The organism is Limnohabitans sp. 2KL-3 (assembly GCF_001269405.1).
In the GTDB taxonomy this organism is placed as follows: Bacteria; Pseudomonadota; Gammaproteobacteria; order Burkholderiales; family Burkholderiaceae_C; genus Limnohabitans_A.
Genome location: NZ_CXON01000002.1, coordinates 325841 through 343236, shown reverse-complemented (window position 1 = coordinate 343236; position 17396 = coordinate 325841). Strand labels below are relative to the sequence as shown.

15 protein-coding genes, 2 pseudogenes and 1 CRISPR repeat array (1 of these 18 cut by a window edge) are annotated in these 17396 nt (G+C 58.1%); of the genes and pseudogenes, 15 read left to right on the top strand and 2 right to left on the bottom strand.

Translation table 11 applies throughout. The features are described from left to right. Nucleotides 1-23 precede the first annotated feature (23 nt). Both AMM41_RS03970 and AMM41_RS03965 read right to left on the bottom strand, forming a co-directional pair. Nucleotides 24-800: an enoyl-CoA hydratase gene (locus AMM41_RS03970; protein WP_089953217.1), complete on the bottom strand. Its 777-nt coding sequence runs from the start codon at nt 798-800 to the stop codon at nt 24-26. Then, nucleotides 797-1993 carry a CaiB/BaiF CoA transferase family protein gene (locus AMM41_RS03965; RefSeq protein ID WP_089953215.1) on the bottom strand — a complete coding sequence of 399 codons (1197 nt, stop codon included), beginning with the start codon at nt 1991-1993 and terminating at the stop codon, nt 797-799. The genes AMM41_RS03970 and AMM41_RS03965 overlap by 4 nt, the downstream gene beginning before the upstream one ends. A gap of 117 nt (nt 1994-2110) precedes the next feature. On the opposite strand from AMM41_RS03965, the gene AMM41_RS03960 reads away from it, so the two are divergent. From AMM41_RS03960 to cas6f, 15 genes and pseudogenes are all read left to right on the top strand, one after another. Further along, nucleotides 2111-2776: a GntR family transcriptional regulator gene (locus AMM41_RS03960; RefSeq protein WP_089953213.1), complete on the top strand. Its 666-nt coding sequence runs from the start codon at nt 2111-2113 to the stop codon at nt 2774-2776. Nucleotides 2777-2812: 36 nt separating this feature from the next. Continuing rightward, on the top strand, nt 2813-3655 hold the full coding sequence (pyrF, locus tag AMM41_RS03955; RefSeq protein WP_194944600.1) for an orotidine-5'-phosphate decarboxylase: 843 nt from the start codon (nt 2813-2815) through the stop codon (nt 3653-3655). Nucleotides 3656-3669: 14 nt separating this feature from the next. Continuing rightward, entirely contained in the window at nt 3670-4434 is a 765-nt protein-coding gene (locus tag AMM41_RS03950) for an enoyl-CoA hydratase/isomerase family protein (RefSeq protein WP_194944599.1), read from the top strand. Nucleotides 4435-4786: 352 nt separating this feature from the next. Next, nucleotides 4787-5137: pseudogene (locus AMM41_RS03945) on the top strand (type I restriction-modification system subunit M N-terminal domain-containing protein); the annotation flags it as partial. A 138-nt stretch (nt 5138-5275) separates the two neighbouring features. After that, a complete protein-coding gene (locus tag AMM41_RS03940) occupies nt 5276-5974 on the top strand; it encodes an Abi family protein (RefSeq protein WP_089953208.1) in 699 nt (232 codons plus the stop codon). After that, nucleotides 5971-6183, top strand: coding sequence for a hypothetical protein (locus tag AMM41_RS03935; protein ID WP_089953206.1), 213 nt, complete (start codon nt 5971-5973; stop codon nt 6181-6183). The genes AMM41_RS03940 and AMM41_RS03935 overlap by 4 nt, the downstream gene beginning before the upstream one ends. Before the next feature lie 22 nt (nt 6184-6205). Next, nucleotides 6206-6581, top strand: a pseudogene (locus AMM41_RS03930) (orotidine 5'-phosphate decarboxylase); the annotation flags it as partial. Between the two features lie 242 nt (nt 6582-6823). Continuing rightward, nucleotides 6824-7123: an HD domain-containing protein gene (locus AMM41_RS21745; RefSeq protein ID WP_194944610.1), complete on the top strand. Its 300-nt coding sequence runs from the start codon at nt 6824-6826 to the stop codon at nt 7121-7123. Next, nucleotides 7029-10274: a type I-F CRISPR-associated helicase Cas3f gene (gene cas3f / locus AMM41_RS03925; protein WP_194944598.1), complete on the top strand. Its 3246-nt coding sequence runs from the start codon at nt 7029-7031 to the stop codon at nt 10272-10274. Before AMM41_RS21745 ends, cas3f begins: the two co-directional genes overlap by 95 nt. Before the next feature lie 98 nt (nt 10275-10372). Then, nucleotides 10373-11446: a helix-turn-helix domain-containing protein gene (locus AMM41_RS03920; protein ID WP_089953200.1), complete on the top strand. Its 1074-nt coding sequence runs from the start codon at nt 10373-10375 to the stop codon at nt 11444-11446. Continuing rightward, nucleotides 11427-11921, top strand: a complete 495-nt coding sequence (locus AMM41_RS03915; RefSeq protein WP_089953198.1) for a PIN domain-containing protein — start codon at nt 11427-11429, stop codon at nt 11919-11921. Before AMM41_RS03920 ends, AMM41_RS03915 begins: the two co-directional genes overlap by 20 nt. 479 nt (nt 11922-12400) lie before the next feature. Further along, on the top strand, nt 12401-13738 hold the full coding sequence (gene csy1, locus AMM41_RS03910) for a type I-F CRISPR-associated protein Csy1 (RefSeq protein WP_089953196.1): 1338 nt from the start codon (nt 12401-12403) through the stop codon (nt 13736-13738). Further along, a complete protein-coding gene (gene csy2, locus AMM41_RS03905) occupies nt 13735-14793 on the top strand; it encodes a type I-F CRISPR-associated protein Csy2 (RefSeq protein ID WP_089953194.1) in 1059 nt (352 codons plus the stop codon). Before csy1 ends, csy2 begins: the two co-directional genes overlap by 4 nt. A 31-nt stretch (nt 14794-14824) precedes the next feature. Next, nucleotides 14825-15895 (top strand): type I-F CRISPR-associated protein Csy3, encoded by a 1071-nt coding sequence (gene csy3, locus AMM41_RS03900; protein ID WP_089953191.1) that lies wholly within the window; start codon nt 14825-14827, stop codon nt 15893-15895. A gap of 5 nt (nt 15896-15900) precedes the next feature. Beyond that, on the top strand, nt 15901-16518 hold the full coding sequence (gene cas6f / locus AMM41_RS03895) for a type I-F CRISPR-associated endoribonuclease Cas6/Csy4 (RefSeq protein ID WP_089953189.1): 618 nt from the start codon (nt 15901-15903) through the stop codon (nt 16516-16518). A 129-nt stretch (nt 16519-16647) separates the two neighbouring features. After that, a CRISPR array of direct repeats spans nt 16648-17396; the repeat unit is 28 nt; unit sequence GTTCACTGCCGCATAGGCAGCTCAGAAA; it runs 3011 nt beyond the window's last position.

Genomic DNA, 17396 nt, shown 5'->3' with positions numbered 1-17396 from the left:
TGGTGAGGTGGAAAGAAATGGGCTCATTGGCCGGTGAACTGAGGGGGCCGCTTTTGTGCAAAAGCCAGTCGGCCTTCCACATAGTCCTTGCTTTTGAAGCAGTCGTCGATGGCGGTTTCCACTGACGTCATGTCTTCTTCATCTTCTGCCAGTGCCACCAGCGTTTTTTTGGCTGCTTGAATGGTCAAGGGGGCATTGGCGGCAATCTCTTGGGCCAAGGCGGTGCAGTGCGCAAACACATCCTCAACCACAGCAAGGACCATGCCCATGGCCTGGGCGCTGGCGGCGTCGTACACCCGGGCGGTGTAGAAAGCTTCGGCCGTGGCCTGTGGCCCCAGGTTGTTCAGGATGCTTTTCATGTTCTCGCTGTCATAGCCCAAGCCCATGCGGGCCGCAGGCATGCGAAAACGCGAATGGGGTGCGGCATAACGCAGGTCACAGCTCAGGGCCAAGCCCAGCCCGCCGCCATAACAAATGCCGCTGATGGCGGCGATCACCGGCACGCGGCAGCAAAAAATCGCCTTTTGCGTGCGCATCACCATGTCGTTGTAATGCGCGACCGAGGCTGCTGAGTTGCGCTGGGTCTCGAACTCGCTGATGTTGGCCCCCGACACAAATGATTTTTCGCCTGCACCGCGCAACACACACACCCTCACCTCGGTGCGGCGGTCAATCTCTTCAAAGGCGGCCAACAAGGCCGTCCACATGCCCAAGCTCATGGCATTGTGTTTGGCCACGTCATCGATCGTGACCTGCGCCACATGGCCTTGCACACTCAGATCGATGCGGCCCTGGCTCATACCACCCCCCGGCCATGAAAGCCTTCAATGTCCGTGGCCGAAAAACCCAGATCGGCCAGCACCTCGTCGGTGTGTTCGCCCCAACCCGGTGCCGGGGCCACCACCTTGGAAGGTGTGCGGCTCAGCACCACCGGCTGGGTGATGAAATGCATGTCCTTGCCAAACTGCGTGGGCAGCGTGGCGGTCACCTGCAAGTGCTTGACCTGCTCGTCCTCAAACACCTGGGGCACGGTGTAAACCGGGCCTGCCGGCACACCCGCTTGGTTGAGCAGCGAGACCCACTGGTGCACGGTTTTCTTGGGAAACTCTTCGGCAATCAGCCGGTTCAGGCGCTCTCTGTTTTTGACACGCAATGGCTCGGTCACAAACTCCGGGTCCTGGAACCACTCGGGTTTTTGCACCACTTCGCAAAAGCGCTTCCAGTTGCCTTCGCCCGATGCGCCCAGGTTGAAGCAGCCATCGCTGGCCTCAAACAAGCCCATGGGTGAGCTGGTGGGGTGGTTGTTGCCCACCTGCACCGGCACATCGTTGTCGTTCAGGTAGCGGGCCATTTGGAAATCCATCATGGCAATTTGGGAATGCAGCAAAGAGCTGTGCACCCACTGACCCTGCCCAGACGTTTCGCGCTCGATCAGCGCCACCAAAATGCCAATGGCGCAGTACAGACCCGCGCTCAAATCGGCCACCGCCAGGCCCGAACGGATCGGTCCATGCTCGGGCTCGCCCGTCACGCTCATCAGCCCGCCCATGCCCTGAATGATCTGGTCAAACCCGGGTCGCCACGCGTAAGGACCGTCTTGCCCAAAACCAGAAATGCTGGCCAGGATGATGCGCGGGTTGATGGCCTTGAGCGACTCGTAATCCAGGCCCAGGCGGTCCTTCACGTCGGGTCGCCAGTTTTCCACCACCACATCCGCCTCGGCAATCATCCGCTTGAGGATGTCCATCGCCCCCTCTTTCTTGAGGTTCAGCGTCATCGAGCGCTTGTTGCGGTTGATGTTTTGAAAGTCCCCCCCCTTGCGGTTGGCGGCGAACATGGCCTCGTTCGGGTCCACGCCCTCGGGGGGCTCCACACGCACCACGTCTGCACCAAAGTCGGTCAATATGCGCACGCAATTGGGGCCGGCACGGACACGGGACAGGTCGATGACCTTGAAACGGGATAGCGCGAGAGAGGCTTGAATTTTGGGCATAAAGGGTGTGTTGGAAGACTTTAAAAACAAAGTCACCATTCATAAATATATTTATAGTCGATATCTGTATCTAAAGCAATATGACAAAATATACGTGTTTGCCCTTAGAAGAGCCCCATGAAAGTCAGCGACCAAATCCGTTTGCACCTGGAAGAAGCCATTTCCAAGGGCGATTTGCTGCCCGGCGACAGCATTGACGAATTGGCCTTGGCCGAGCAGTTTGGGGTGTCCAAAACGCCGATCCGCGAGGCCTTGATCCAATTGCAAGCCCAGGGCTGGGTGAGCAACATGCCCCGGGGCGGCAGCACCGTGGCCAAGATGAACCTGCAGCAACTGCTCAGCCTGTGGGAACTGCTGGCCGAGCTGGAAGCCGTGGCCGTGCGCCTGGCCTGCGAACGCATGAGCGAAGAAGACCTGCAAAGCCTGCTGGCGCTGCACGCGCAAAGCCGCCTGGTGGCCGTGGCCGAAGACCTGCAAGGCTGGCAAAAGCTCAACCTGCAGTTTCATGAACTCATTTACCAAGGCACCCGCAACCCCTTTTTGCGTCAAGAAGTCTTGCGCATCCGCTTTCGCACGGGCGTTTACCGACGCCACGCCTTTGGTGCCCTGGGCCGCTTGCAGGCCTCTTATGACCAACACGAACTGATCGTGCAAGCCCTGCGCGTGCGCGACGCCGATGCGGCCGTCTTGTCCATGCGCGACCACATGCGCCCCGGGCGCGACGCCAAAAGTCTGAACGACTTCATCCTCAATTTGCCCACTGACTTGCTGGCGTCGGCGTGACGACGCCGGTTCATGGGGGGGCCTTAAAATCCGGCCATGACCTTCCTTGACATGCTGCGCTCCGCTGAGCGCCAAAACGGCTCCATGCTTTGTGTGGGCCTGGACCCCGAACCCACCAAATTCCCCGCCGCCTACAAAGGCGACGCCAACAAAATCTACGACTTTTGCGCCCGCATCGTCGACGCCACGGCCGACCTGGTCAGCAGCTTCAAACCCCAAATTGCCTACTTTGCCGCGCACCGCGCCGAAGGCCAGCTCGAACGCCTGATGGAACACATGCGCCGGGTGGCCCCGCATGTGCCCATCATTTTGGATGCCAAGCGCGGCGACATTGGCAGCACCGCTGAGCAATACGCCAAAGAAGCTTTCGAGCGTTATGGGGCCGACGCCGTCACCCTCTCGCCCTTCATGGGCTGGGACTCGGTGGCCCCTTATCTGAAGTACGAAGGCAAAGGCGCATTTTTGCTGTGCCGCACCTCCAACCCCGGTGGTGACGACCTGCAAAACCAGCGCCTGGCCTCGGTAGATGGTCAGCCCCGTGTGTACGAACACATTGCCCAACTGGCCCAAGGCCCCTGGAACCTGAACGGCCAACTGGGCCTGGTGGTGGGCGCGACCTACCCCGCTGAGATTGAACGTGTGCGCGAAATCGCCCCCACCGTGCCCCTGTTGATTCCCGGTGTGGGCGCACAAGGCGGCGACGCCGTGGCCACCGTCAAGGCCGGCTGGCGTGCGAATGCCGACGGCTCCAGCGCAGGGGCCATCATCGTCAACTCATCGCGTGCGGTCTTGTATGCATCGAGTGGTGACGACTTTGAAGCTGCGGCGCGCAAAGTGGCGATGCAGACGCGGGACATGCTGGAAGCGGCCAAGGGCTGATAAAGGAAACCCGCGTGTACGAACACCTGATCGTCAAAGAACAAGGCCGCCTGGTCGAAGTCCATTTGAACCGGCCCCAAGTTCGGCATGCCCTGTCTCGCGCCCTGATGCGCGAGATCACCGTCTTGGCGCGGGCCCTGAGCGATCGCACGGACATCGACGTGGTCATCCTCACGGGCGATGCGCGGTGCTTTTCGGCGGGTGCCGATTTGAACGACGCGCAAGCCTGGGCCGACGACAGCTTGTCCACGGTGCAGCGGCGCGACATTGCGGGCACGGGTTTTCGCATGTGCAAGGCCTGGGAAGAAATGCCACAGATCACCATCGCCGCCATCGAGGGTTATGCGGTGGGCGGCGGGCTGGCGCTGTCCTTGGCCTGCGACTGGCGTGTGCTGGCGCAAGACGCCTTTGTGTCCTTGCCCGAAATCGCCCTGGGCATTCCGCTCACCTGGGGCACCATCCCCCGTTTGGTCAACCTGCTGGGCCCGGCCAAAGCCAAACGTTTGACCATCTTGTGCGAACGCATCGCTGCACCTGAAGCGCTGACCATGGGCTTGGTGGACCATGTCAGCGAGACAGGCCAAGCGCTGACCCGCGCACAAGCCCTGGCCGCGCAAACCTTGGCACAACCCGCCGCCACCGTGCGCATGAGCAAAGAGTCGGTCAACGCCGCCGCTACAGCTCTGAACCATGCTACTTCGTACATGGCACACGACCAGATCGCGCTGGCCGCATCCAGCCCCGAGTCACGCGCAGCGCGGGATCAGGCTTTGCGTTGAAGCAGCCTGATCTGCAAGGCTTAAGGTCGGCTTTTCGCGATCCGGGGCTGTGCCATTTTGAAGAAGTCAAAGCCCCCTCTGTGATCCATGCAACTTGCCCATGCCGGTGGACGTGCACCAGTGTTCTCGCTTGCCACCGGCGTTTAGCGCCAACATGGAAGAGGGGTACGCTGGCTTGCAGTACGAAGGTGGAGCCAAGCCCACAAAACCACTTCAAATTTTTATGACAGCCCGGGTGGCCGGTTTGCTCCGCGCATGGTCAAATTGCCGTTGGTGGCAACAGAACCTCATTTGAGAGTCAATAGGTAGTCACTTTTGGATGACATTCATCACAAATCACAAGCGCTCATCAATGCTCGACGACATCAAAAAGACCCTCTGGGCATCGGCCGACAAACTGCGCGCCAACATGGACGCCGCCGAATACAAGCACTTGGTGCTCGGCCTCATCTTCGTCAAATACATCTCCGACGCCTTTGTGGCCCGCCAGGCCGAGCTGACGCTGCGCCTGCGCGACCCGGCCGATGAGCTGTTTTACGGCGACGCGGCTGACGAAGACATTGCCGCCGAGCTGGAAGACCGCGACTACTACACCAGCGAAAACGTGTTTTGGGTGCCCGAAGGTGCCCGCTGGGACGCATTGCGTGCTGCCGCGCCCCAGCCCGACATTGGCAAGCGCATTGACGACGCCTTGACCCTGATATTCGGAAGAAACTGGGGGGGCTGGGGTATGCGTTCTGAACCCAACAAAAAAGAAACCTCGGCTCCAGTCACCGCCGCGAGGAGCGGGAGAGGGAGTTCCGAGGCTTACCGTTTAATTCTACGTTAAACCAAACGCGACATGCCTCACTCCTTTATCCAGCAAGTCGAAACGCATATTTCTTCCGAGCGATTGCTGGCTTATGCCATGCGCCATGACGGGCACATTGACCCCAAGATCACACTGGCTCGTTACATGCTCAACATGGCCTTGTGCGAGAGCTTCTACCCAGCACTGCAAAGCTGTGAAATCGCACTGCGCAATGCCATTCATCATCATTTAACCCAGTTAATGGGACGAGAAGACTGGTATGAGGCACCCTCTTTTGGTCTCACCCTGTGGGCGCAAGATGAGGTGAGAAAAGTCAAAACCAAAATTCAAAAAATGAACAAACCTCTCACTGCCGGGCGCGTGGTGTCTGAGTTGCAATTCGGATTTTGGACAAGCCTTTTTGAAGCGCACTACGAACAGCACACGCCGTTTTTGCCCAGGGGCATCAAGGCTGTTTTTCCGCATTTACCCAAAAGCCTGCACAAACGCAAAGATCGCAAAAACGACTTGGAGCAAATTCGGGGTTTGCGCAACCGCGTCTTTCACCACGAGCGCATCGTGCATTGGCGTGACTTGGACGCCCAACACCAATTGATTCTCAACGTCATCGGGTGGATCAGCCCTGAACTGCAAAGAGTGACTGCCGCAATGGATCGTTTTCAATCTGTGAGGGCCGCAGGCCTGACACCCTTTCTAAACCGTGCAGTGTGGGAGCCTAAAACACCATGAACCACAGCCATGACAAACCAACCAACGTGCTTATCGTCGATCAGCCCTTTGATGCCGATGGCAACGAAACCCCCTTTGGCAGGCGCTGGGGCGGCGAACGCTTCACCCTGACACCCGAACACCTGGCCGCCTTGCAAGCGGGCAAGACCATTGCCGTGGATGTGATGAGTGAATATGCGGTGTTTTTGAAGTTGGGGGAGGGGGTATGAGTTTTGACCTTCCCGACTTGCCCGATACGGTGCCGACGCCGGGACCCTCTCGCCCTTCATGGGCTGGGACTCGGTGGCCCCTTATTTGAAGTACGAAGGCAAAGGCGCATTTTTGCTCTGCCGTACCTCCAACCCCGGCGGTGACGACCTGCAAAACCAGCGCCTGGCCTCGGTTGACGGTCAGCCCCGTGTGTACGAACACATTGCCCAACTGGCCCAAGGCCCTTGGAACCTGAACTGCCAGCTGGCTTGCGAATGTCGACGTATCCAGCGCAGGGGCCATCATCGTCAACTCATCGCGTGCGGTGCTGTAAGCATTGAGTGGCGACGACTTTGAAGCTGCGGCGCGCAAGGTTGCTATGCAGACAAGGGACATGCTGGAAGCGGCCAAGGGCTAGATTTTTGTAGGAGCCCACCCCTGTGGGCGATGGGCGTGGCACACGCCCCCAAGCCATCACCCAAAGGGTGCCTGCAGCCAGAAAAAAACGCAAGGCTGACCAGCAGGGTTGACGAACGCTGCGTGCCAAAAAGTACACCTGTTTGGTTGTCACGCGACAGTGTTTCGTACGGTCTCCCCCTGACATACTGTAAAAAATAATTTTTCAGGCTCGCTATATGCGCCTAAAAGTATCTATTCTTGATGTCAATGATGAATCAAATAGATGCTTGGGGAAAACTGAATCAGCAAGGGAAAAGTCACCCGTTGACGGCGCATATGCTGGACGTGTCGGCTTGCTTTTGTGCCATTGCAAGGGTCGATTCATTACGGCGAGCGCTAACACGGGCAGCAGGCCGACCGCACTTGGCAAACGCCCATCACCCAGCAGGGCTTGGACACCTTGCGCATGTTGCTTCGCAAAACCGCCCGCAAAAACACCGCCGTGGCTTGCCACTGGATACGCGGACAAAACCACAGCGAATTGCTCTGGGTCGTCGGTGATGCCAAACAGTTCAACGCCAGCGGGGCTACACCCACCAACATGACCGAACGGAATATCTTGCGACAAAACGACGAAAACGATTGGCACACCGCCCACGACATCCGCTTGCTGGCGGCCATGGCAGCGCTGTTCCATGACTTCGGCAAGGCCAATGACACGTTTCAGAACAAGCTCAGAGGCCAAGGCAAATTGGCCGACCCTTATCGGCACGAATGGGTGTCGCTGCGTTTATTCCAAGCCTTTGTGGGGCAAGACGCAGATGCTGTGTGGTTGCAGCGATTGGCCGATGGCGCGGGAGAAGTGAACCCGCTTTGGTTTGCCAGCTTGGTCAAAGACGGCATGGACGCCAGCCCTACACCACCGCTGGAAAGCATGAGTCCATTGGCACAAGCGATTGGCTGGCTGATCGTGAGCCACCATCGCTTACCGTTGCTTGCTACTGCGACCGATCGGCAGCTTCAGCGCGTGTGGTCGGCCTTGGGGGCCAACTGGTGCGGTAGCCGCATCCAAGCCGGTGATGACGAAGACCCCAAGAATCATCAAAAAATCTTGGCAGGCTGTTGGACTTTCAACGCCAAATTGCCTCACCACAGCGCTGCATGGCGCAAACGCGCTGCGACCCTGGCTCAGCGCATGCTGGAGCGATCCAGTCTGATGAACAAAGACAATAAATGGTTCAAAGACAACCCGTATGCCATGCACATGGCGCGTCTCACGCTCATCCTGGCCGATCACCATTTTTCCAGCATCGAAGGTGACCGCAAGCTGGGCGATGCCACTTACGATAAGGCTTACGCCAACACCGACCGCAAGAAAGAGGGCAGTCCCCTAAAGCAGCGCCTGGACGAACACTTGATTGGTGTTGAAAAGGGCGCGCACAGCATCGCCCGCAGCCTGCCCCAACTCGATGCCAGCTTGCCGCGCATTCACAATCACCGTGCCTTCAAGCAACGCAGTGGAAGTGCCCGATTTGCCTGGCAAGACAAAGCCTTCGACTTGGCTACTGCCTTGCAAGGCAGTAGCGAAAAACAAGGCTTCTTCGGTGTCAACATGGCTTCGACAGGTTGTGGCAAAACCCTCGCCAATGCCCGCATCATGTACGCCTTGGCGCACCCGCAAAAAGGTGCACGCTTCACAGTGGCGCTCGGCTTGCGCACCCTCACCCTGCAAACTGGCGATGCCTTGCGTGAGCGCATGGGCTTGGGCTCTGACGAATTGGCTGTGATGGTGGGTGGTGGTGCCGTGCGCGCACTGCACGAGCACAACAAAAAGCAAAGTGCGGCAGCCAATGCAGCAGAAAACACCTTGGAAAGTGCAGGCAGCGAATCGGCCCATGACTTGCTGCCCAGTAACACCCATGTGCAATATGAGAACACGATCCATCCTGGCCCTTTGAGCGAATACCTGGGTGGCAACGATCCACAAAAACAAGCCGCGCAACAACTTCTGCATGCGCCCGTGTTGGTCTGCACGGTTGACCACCTCATGCCCGCGTGCGAAGCCACACGCGGCGGGCACCACATCGTGCCCATGCTGCGTTTGCTCACGTCTGACTTGGTGCTGGACGAGCCCGATGACTTTGGCATCGAAGATCTGTATGCCCTGACGCGCCTGGTGCATTGGGCGGGTTTGCTGGGCAGTCGTGTGTTGCTGTCCTCTGCAACGTTGCCACCCGCCTTGATACAAGGCTTGTTTGCCGCCTATCTGGCGGGACGGCAAAGTTTTCAAAAAAACCGGGGCCAACCGGGACTGGACGCTTCGGTCTGCTGCGCTTGGTTTGATGAAAACGGTGCCGCCCACAGTGAACATGCCGACGAAAACAGCTACTTGCAAAGCCATAGTGACTTTGTGCAAAAGCGCGTTGCACACCTGGCGGTACAACACCGCACCGATCAACGCCGACAAGCGCACATCGTGCCGGTGAACATCCAGGCCACCACCACGCCACAGATTCGCCGGGAATACGCCCAAGTGATTTTGAAAGCCGCTTTGGACTTGCACCGCCTCCTGCAAAACCACACGGTTGATCAAACCACCCCAGGACAGCCCAGCGGCAAGCGCGTTAGCTTTGGCTTGGTCCGCATGGCCAACATCGACCCGCTGATTGACGTGGCCATGGCCTTGCACGACATGCCCATGCCCGAGGGTGTGCGCATCCATTTGTGCGTGTACCACTCGCGCCATCCGCTCTTGGTGCGCTCGGGCCTGGAGCACACCATCGACCAAGCGCTGCAACGTCATGGTCAAGACAAAGACCCAATGGCCCAATTGCGCAAGCCTGCCATCCGCGCAGCCATTGATGCCCACCCCGAAGCCGATCATCTGTTTGTGGTGCTGGCCACCGCTGTGGCCGAAGTCGGGCGCGACCATGACTACGACTGGGCCGTGGTCGAGCCCTCGTCCATGCGCAGCATCATCCAGCTGGCTGGCCGCGTGCGCCGCCACCGCAGTGGTACTGTGCAAGTGCCCAATATCGCTCTGTTGTCGCACAACCTCAAGGCCTTGGAAAACCCGGGCGGTGCCGCCTTCACACGACCTGGCTTTGAAACTGCAGGCCATCCGTTGGCGGCTCACGCGCTCAACGACCTGCTGCGCGACCCAGAATGGCAACAGTTGGACGCCACATCCCGAATCACCCAGCACAGACCCCTTCAAGCTGATCAGCGCTTGACCGATCTGGAGCACGCCCGCCTGGGCGGCGTGATGGAAACGCTTGCTGCCGCAGACCAGTCAGACGATGGCGAAGATGAAGAGTTGACCGTGCGCCGCTGGTGGCAAACCTTGAGCCACCTGACCGGGGTGGAGCAACGCAGCAAACCCTTCAGGCACGACCCGCAAGGCCGCGTGGAATTTGTTTTGTTGCCCATCGAAGACGAAGACGGCTTTGAGTTTTGCACGCTGGATGACGAGCAGCGCAAACAAAACCACGACAACTTGTTTGCGCCTTTGGCCCTTCCCGAAAACCCTGCCATCAGCGCTTGGGCCGTGCGCCCTTACATGACTGAATTGACCGAGTTGGCAGAAACCAAATCTCAGGGCATTGCGTTATTGGCCAAGCGGTTTGGGGCTTTGGGGTTGCCCAAGGGCGAGGGCACCCAAGTCTGGGCATGGCACCGCATGCTGGGATTTCGTCGAAGAGCCCAAGAGTGAGCTGCAAAAAAGGTCTTGCGGGTTTACAAAATATAAAAAATATTCATAGAATGTAAACCCACTGCGCCAAGCCCCAGTTCACCCCAAGAAAGCCCACCATGCTCCACAACCGACTCCAACAGGCCCGTAAAGCCACCGGATTGTCTTTGCGAGAATTGGCCGAACGCGTAGGCGTCTCGCACGCTGCCATCAAAAAATACGAAGACGGTGAAACCACACCGCCCAGCGACATGCTGCTCAAGCTGTCGCAGGCCCTGAATGTTCGCGTGGCCTACTTCTTTCGGCCTCAAACCGTGGTGCTCGACGGGCTGGAATACCGCAAACACAGCGCCTTGCCCAAAAAGCGTCTGAACGCCATCACCCATGCCGTGATCGACCAGATTGAGCGGCGCATGGAATTGGAAGGCCTCTTTCCGCAGCCCCCCAAAGCGTTTGCCATTCCGCTTGACTTGCCCACGGTCACCGACATGGCGCACATCGAAGCGGTTGCAGAGCAAGTGCGCAACGCGTGGCAGCTGGGCATGAACCCCATTCCTGACCTGATCGGCACCCTGGAAAACCAGGGCATTCGCGTCTTCATCACCGAAGACGATGGTGACAAACACTTTGACGGACTGGCGGCGCATGCCGCTGGAGTGCCTGTGGTGGTGGTGGGGCGGCATTGGCCAGGTGACCGTCAGCGCTTCACGCTCGCGCACGAGCTGGCGCACTTGCTGCTGGCCGAGCGAATCGGTGCGTCACTGGATGCCGAGCTGGTGTGCAACCGCTTTGCCGGTGCATTCCTGTTCCCCCGGCGCGCTGTTTTGCAAGAGCTGGGCACGCACCGTAACGCCATTGAGTTGCAAGAGCTGGCGCTGCTCAAGGCCGAATATGGTCTGTCCATGGGCGGCATTCTTTACCGGGCACGCGATCTGGGCATTGTCAGCGCCGCATACCGCCAAACCCAGGCCGACCTCTTCAAAGCCAAAGGCTGGCACTTGACCGAACCTGGCCCTGCCTACCCCGCCGAGAAAGCCCACCACTTTGAGCAACTGGTCTTTCACGCGCTGGCCGAAGACTACATCGGCGAATCCAAAGCGGCCGAGCTGCTCAACATGCAGCTCACCCAGTTCCACCGCATCCGTCAAATGGACGCCACCGTGGAGCAAGCCCATGCTGGCGTTCATCAGTGACGCCAACATCCTGATCGATGTGGAAGTGGGTGGCCTGCTGGCCCCCATGTTCAGCTTGGGTTACCAATTTGCGGTGCCTGACGTGCTTTATTTTGAAGAACTGGCCGAGCACCATGCCCATTGGCGTGACATGGGCTTGATTGTGAAAAGCCTGCCTGCCGAAGGCGTGGCTCGCGTGCAGGCCCTGAGCCAAAAATACAAGCGCCCCAGCCGCAACGACTTGTTTGCATTGGCCTTGGCAGAACAAGAGAAATGCCCTTTGCTCACGGGCGATGCGGCTTTGCGCAGTGCGGCCGAAACAGAACGGGTGGAAGTCAAAGGCACGATCTGGCTGGTGACCGAGATGGTGCGCAAGCAATGCATCACCGCCACCGTGGCCCGTGTTGCCTATAAGGCCATGCAAGAACAAGGCAGGCGACTGCCTTGGGAGCTGGCGCAGAGCATGTTATTGAACAAGCAGGATAGTTGTACCTGAGGTTGTTTCACTGGTAACTATGCACAAACACAGTTGCTGCCTATGCGGCAGTAAACGAAAAGCTGAAGGCTAACTTTTCTAAGCTGTTTCACAACAGGCTTTGATTATCGCGTACGCAAACTAATCCTGACGCGTAATTGACGCACGCTTGAAATGAGTGCTAAGATACGCTTGTAAATTTTTTAAACAGTAAAAAAAGCTGAAAGTTAACTGGTTTAAATTTAACCGATCTTGCTGGACAAGATCGAACGGAATAACTGATGCCTTGTGCCGGGAAGCTTGGGCAAACCAACTGCGGGTTAAGTCGCAGAGGAAAGGAGTGAAGTGTGACTAGCAATCGCTGGACTTTATTAGTCGGTTGATGGGCTTGCGCCCTGCTAAACCACCCTTCGGCGTTACACCGAGGGGTGAGTTTAGTCGATCTTGATTTTGGCGGGTGCTAAGGCGCCTTATCTCCAAAAATGTGAAATAGGATATTTATGACGGACTCCCCTCCCGATCCCCAAGACGTCGCAGCTTTGCGCGGCTTGGTGGATGGGTTCATTCAAGAGCGATTCCAGCTCAAGCTGGAAAAGCTCAAAGGCGATGACGACGAGGTGCAGGCGCAGCGATTGAGCTTGCAGCAAGCCCATGTGCGTGAAACCTGGTTGGCCGATGCGGCCAAGCGGGTGCCGCAGATTCAGCTGGCCAGCCACACGCTCAAACCCATTCACCCCGATGCACGCGGCACCAATCTGTATGTGGACCAGCCTGTTTGCACAGATGCCAACGTGATCGGCACACACACTTTGCAAGGTCAACGCGCAGACGATGTGGTCGGTAACGCCGCTGCACTGGATGTTTTCAAGTTCTTGAAACTTCAGCACAACGGTCAAGGCTTGTTGGCACGGCTGTCCCGCAAAGATGGCGCCACGCTGCAAGCTTTGAGCAGCGATGCACAAGAAGCCACGCAATGGGCGCAAGCCTTTGCTGGCATTGTGGATGGCAAGGGCGGTGCGGCCAGTCACACCCTGGCCAAGCAGCTTTACTTTCCACTGCCCGATGACGGCTACCACCTGTTGGCCCCGCTGTTTCCCACCGCATTGGTTCATGGTGTGCACACCCATTTGCAAGAAGCGCGTTTTTCGGATGCGGCCAAAGCTGCCCGAGCATCGCGTCGCGCCAAGGAACCGCATGAGCACGGCTATTGCGATTACCCCGGCATGGCGGTGCGCAACATGGGGGGCAGCAAGCCACAAAACATCAGCCAGCTCAATAGTGAGCGCGGTGGAGCCAATTACTTGCTGGCCAGCGTACCCCCGGTCTGGAAAGACCAAGGCACTCAGCCGCCGCTACGTGTGACTTCGGTGTTTGACAAGCGAGGTGTTATTGGGCGTGACCGCACGGTGTACCTGATTGCCAAGGCGCTCAGGCCATTTTTGGAAAGCGTGGCCGCTGTGGGCAACAACGTGCACATCCGCGATAAGCGAGCCGAGTTGGTGCAAGCCATCATCGACCGCGTGCTTGACATGGCCACCGAGCTGCAATGCCTGAACGGCGGCTGGAGCGCCGACCCCGCTTGCAAACTGTCTTGGTCGCAAAAGCAATGGCTCGATGGCGATGCGCTTGAAGCCGCGCAAGCAGCCCATGAAACGCAGGCTGTAGCCATGAGCGCTGCCGAAGGCGCATTCGCGGCACCCGAGGCCACCGAATGGCGCGACAAAGTGGCCGAGGACTTTGCCCGCTGGCTCAATGCCACCCTCAGCACCGACAAAATCCGCATGGGTGATGCCGATTTTGTCGAATGGAAACACACGTTTTTGGAGGTGCTGCCATGAAGCCCGAACGCTTTGAAGCGGTCTTGTTGTTGCCGCGCTTGCGTGTGCAAAACGCCAACGCCATCAGCAGCCCATTGACCTGGGGTTTTCCGCCACCCAGCGCTTTCACGGGTTTTGCGCACGCTCTCCAGCGCCGATTGAACAGTCAAGGGTTGGATTTGCGGTTTGGCAGCGTGGGCATTGCTTGCCACCAGTTTGAGCCGCAAACCTTTCAGCCACCGGGACGTTACACGCAAGTGTTCAACCTGACGCGAAACCCTTTGGACAAAGACGGCAACACGCAAGCCATCGTCGAAGAAGGGCGCACGCACATGGAGGTGAGCTTGCTCATCACTGTGTCGGGTGATGACTGCCCCTTGAATGAGGAGCAATGCAAAGCACTGGCAGCCAAGGTCTTGCACCAGGCCGAAGGCATGCGTCTGGCGGGCGGCAGCATCTTGCACAACCCGCAGCGTGGCAAGCACCCAGCGCAGTGGATCGACTGGCCCACCAACCGTGAAGGGCAAACCAGTGCCTTTGCGCAACTGCGCCGTCACTTGGCCCCCGGCTTTGTGTTGGTCAGCCGCGCCCAGTTGCTGGCCGATCATGTGAACGCCATGCAAAAAGAGCGTGCCGAGGCCACGGCTTTGGACGCCTTGTTGGACTTGTGCGCTTTGCATTACACGCCGCCAACTTCAGACACAAGCGATGCAGAACGAGCCGCAAGCGAGGGTGGTGACGCTGCCGATGTTGAAACCGTCAATGCATCAGCCGTGGGTTCTAAAGACTGGACCGTTTCGCGCCGCAAGCCCGGCTGGCTGGTGCCTTTGCCCGTGGGCTATGCCGCCATCTCGCCGCTCTATGCCCCGGGCGAGGTCAAAAACGCCCGCGACAACGACACGCCGTTTCGTTTTGTCGAAAGCGTGCTGTCGCTGGGCGAATGGGTCGGGCCGCACCGCATCAAAAACCTGCATGACCTGCTCTGGCGACACCACGCCCAGCCCGAGGCGGGTTTGTATGTCACGCACAACGGCGCCGCTGTGACCAGCCTAACGCCGACGTCAACCCCTGTTTAAACGGATCAATCACATTCAAGGAATTTTCATCATGGCTACCAAAAATACATCTGATCTCAAAACCGCATCCGTTCTGGCTTTCGAGCGCAAGCTCGACCCGTCTGACGCCGTCTTTTCATCGGGCCTGTGGGCCGACCGCAGCAACGCCAAAGTTTGGCCCGCAGTGCTTGTGCGCGAAAAGTCGGTGCGCGGCACGATCTCCAACCGCCTCAAAACCAAAGACATGGACCCGGCCAAACTCGACGCTGAGATTGAAAAGCCCAACCTGCAAACCGTCGACGTTGCGACCCTTCCACCCGAGGCCGACACCTTGCAAGCCCGCTTTACAGTGCGCGTGTTGGGCGGCGCTGGGGTGCCATCGGCCTGCAACAGCGCGGCCTACCAACAAAAACTCAAAACCGTGGTGGACAGCTACGCCAGCAGCGCAGGCTTTGCCACACTGGCCCAGCGCTATGCCAGCAACCTGGCCAATGGCCGCTTTTTGTGGCGCAACCGCGTCGGCGCAGAAATGGTCGAAGTGCAAGTGCGCCATCTGCAAGATGGGCAAGCTGTCAACACCTGGACGTTCAACGCGCTTGACTTTTCGATGCGCAACTTTGACGCCCCAGCGGCCAGCACCAACGACGTGGCCGCATTGGCCAAGGTGATTGAGCAAGGCTTGTCGGGCCAGCAATATGCGTTGCTTGAAGTGACTGCCTTTGCCCGCGTGGGCGCTGGGCAAGAGGTGTTCCCTTCGCAAGAATTGATCTTGGACAAAGGCTCTAGCACCGCTGGGCAGAAAAGCAAGACCCTCTATGTGGTGGGCAAAACCGCCAAGCAAGAAGGCGCTGCCGCCATCCACTCGCAAAAACTCGGCAACGCCATTCGCACGGTGGACACTTGGTATCCAGAAGAGGGTGGCTTGGGTCCGATTGCTGTCGAGCCCTACGGTTCGGTCACCTCGCAGGGCAAGGCCTATCGCCAGCCCAAAGAAAAGCAAGACTTCTACACCTTGCTCGATGGCTGGGTCATCAAAGACCAAGTGCCTGCCGTGGAGCAGCAGCACTACGTCATGGCCAACCTGATTCGCGGTGGCGTGTTTGGTGAATCGGGCAAGGACTGAGCGCCATGGACCATTACGTCGACATTCGACTCCAGCCCGATGCTGAATTTGCACCCGCCATGCTCATGGCAGCGCTGTTCACCAAGCTGCACAAAGCGCTAGCGGCAGGCGCACACCCAAACATTGGGGTGAGCTTTCCGCAAATGGACGTGGGTGATGCCGCATCTGCACCTACACCTACGCGTGCATCCCGCACCGGTGCGCACCCACGCTATGTGTTGGGCCAGGTGCTGCGCTTGCACGGCACCGGTTTGTCGCTGCACACACTGCTGACCACAGATTGGCTGACCGGCATGCGCGACCATGTGGCGTGTGGCGCTGTGTTGGCGGTGCCTACCAATGCCCTGCATCGCGTGGTCAGTCGTGTGCAAGCCAAAAGCAGCCCCGAGCGCTTGCGCCGACGCCAAATGCGTAGGCATGGCCTGACGGCAGCGCAAGCACAGGAGCGCATCCCCGACAGCGCTGCAGAAATGCTGAACTTGCCCTTTTTGACCCTGCGCAGCCAAAGCACGGGTCAAACTTTTCGGCTGTTCATTCGCTTGGGTCCGGAACAGACCACAGCGGTGCCAGGCGAGTTTGGTGCGTATGGTTTGAGCCCGCAGACCACAGTGCCTTGGTTCTGACCCTTTTTTTCGGCCCCGCTGCAAGTCCATATAAATCAAGGACTTACAGTGGGGTCGAAAATTTGGGTGCTGAACCATTTTTTATCTAAAACCTTAGGCCTGACAATGGGTTGGGGATAATTGAGTGCTGTTCACTGCCGCATAGGCAGCTCAGAAAACCAGGCGCTACATCCAGTCGCTGATTACCGAGTTCACTGCCGCATAGGCAGCTCAGAAAATTCAAATGGTTTGGCAAGAAGGTAGATGCCGTTCACTGCCGCATAGGCAGCTCAGAAAAGTATGCGTTGTACTCATTCCAAGACTGGCCAGTTCACTGCCGCATAGGCAGCTCAGAAAATACTCGCCCGGCACAACTCAAACCGTCATTGGTTCACTGCCGCATAGGCAGCTCAGAAATTGCGAAGATCATCCGCACCGCCCTTGCTATGGTTCACTGCCGCATAGGCAGCTCAGAAAGGAATGCGCGGAATGAAGGTCACGATGATGGAAGTTCACTGCCGCATAGGCAGCTCAGAAATTGTTGGTTGCCTTATCACCGCTATCCATTGCTGTTCACTGCCGCATAGGCAGCTCAGAAAGACTCACACAAGCCATCTTCACCGGCCTGCCATGTTCACTGCCGCATAGGCAGCTCAGAAATGAAACGATCTTCCAAGCCGAGGCCATCACAGGTTCACTGCCGCATAGGCAGCTCAGAAAATTTGAATGGGTTGAGTGTCATTGCGGAATCTGTTCACTGCCGCATAGGCAGCTCAGAAAATCGTCTCTAGTCTCTACGACCGAGTTAAACAGTTCACTGCCGCATAGGCAGCTCAGAAAAACAGCCAGATCTACCAACAGCTCAAGTACATGTTCACTGCCGCATAGGCAGCTCAGAA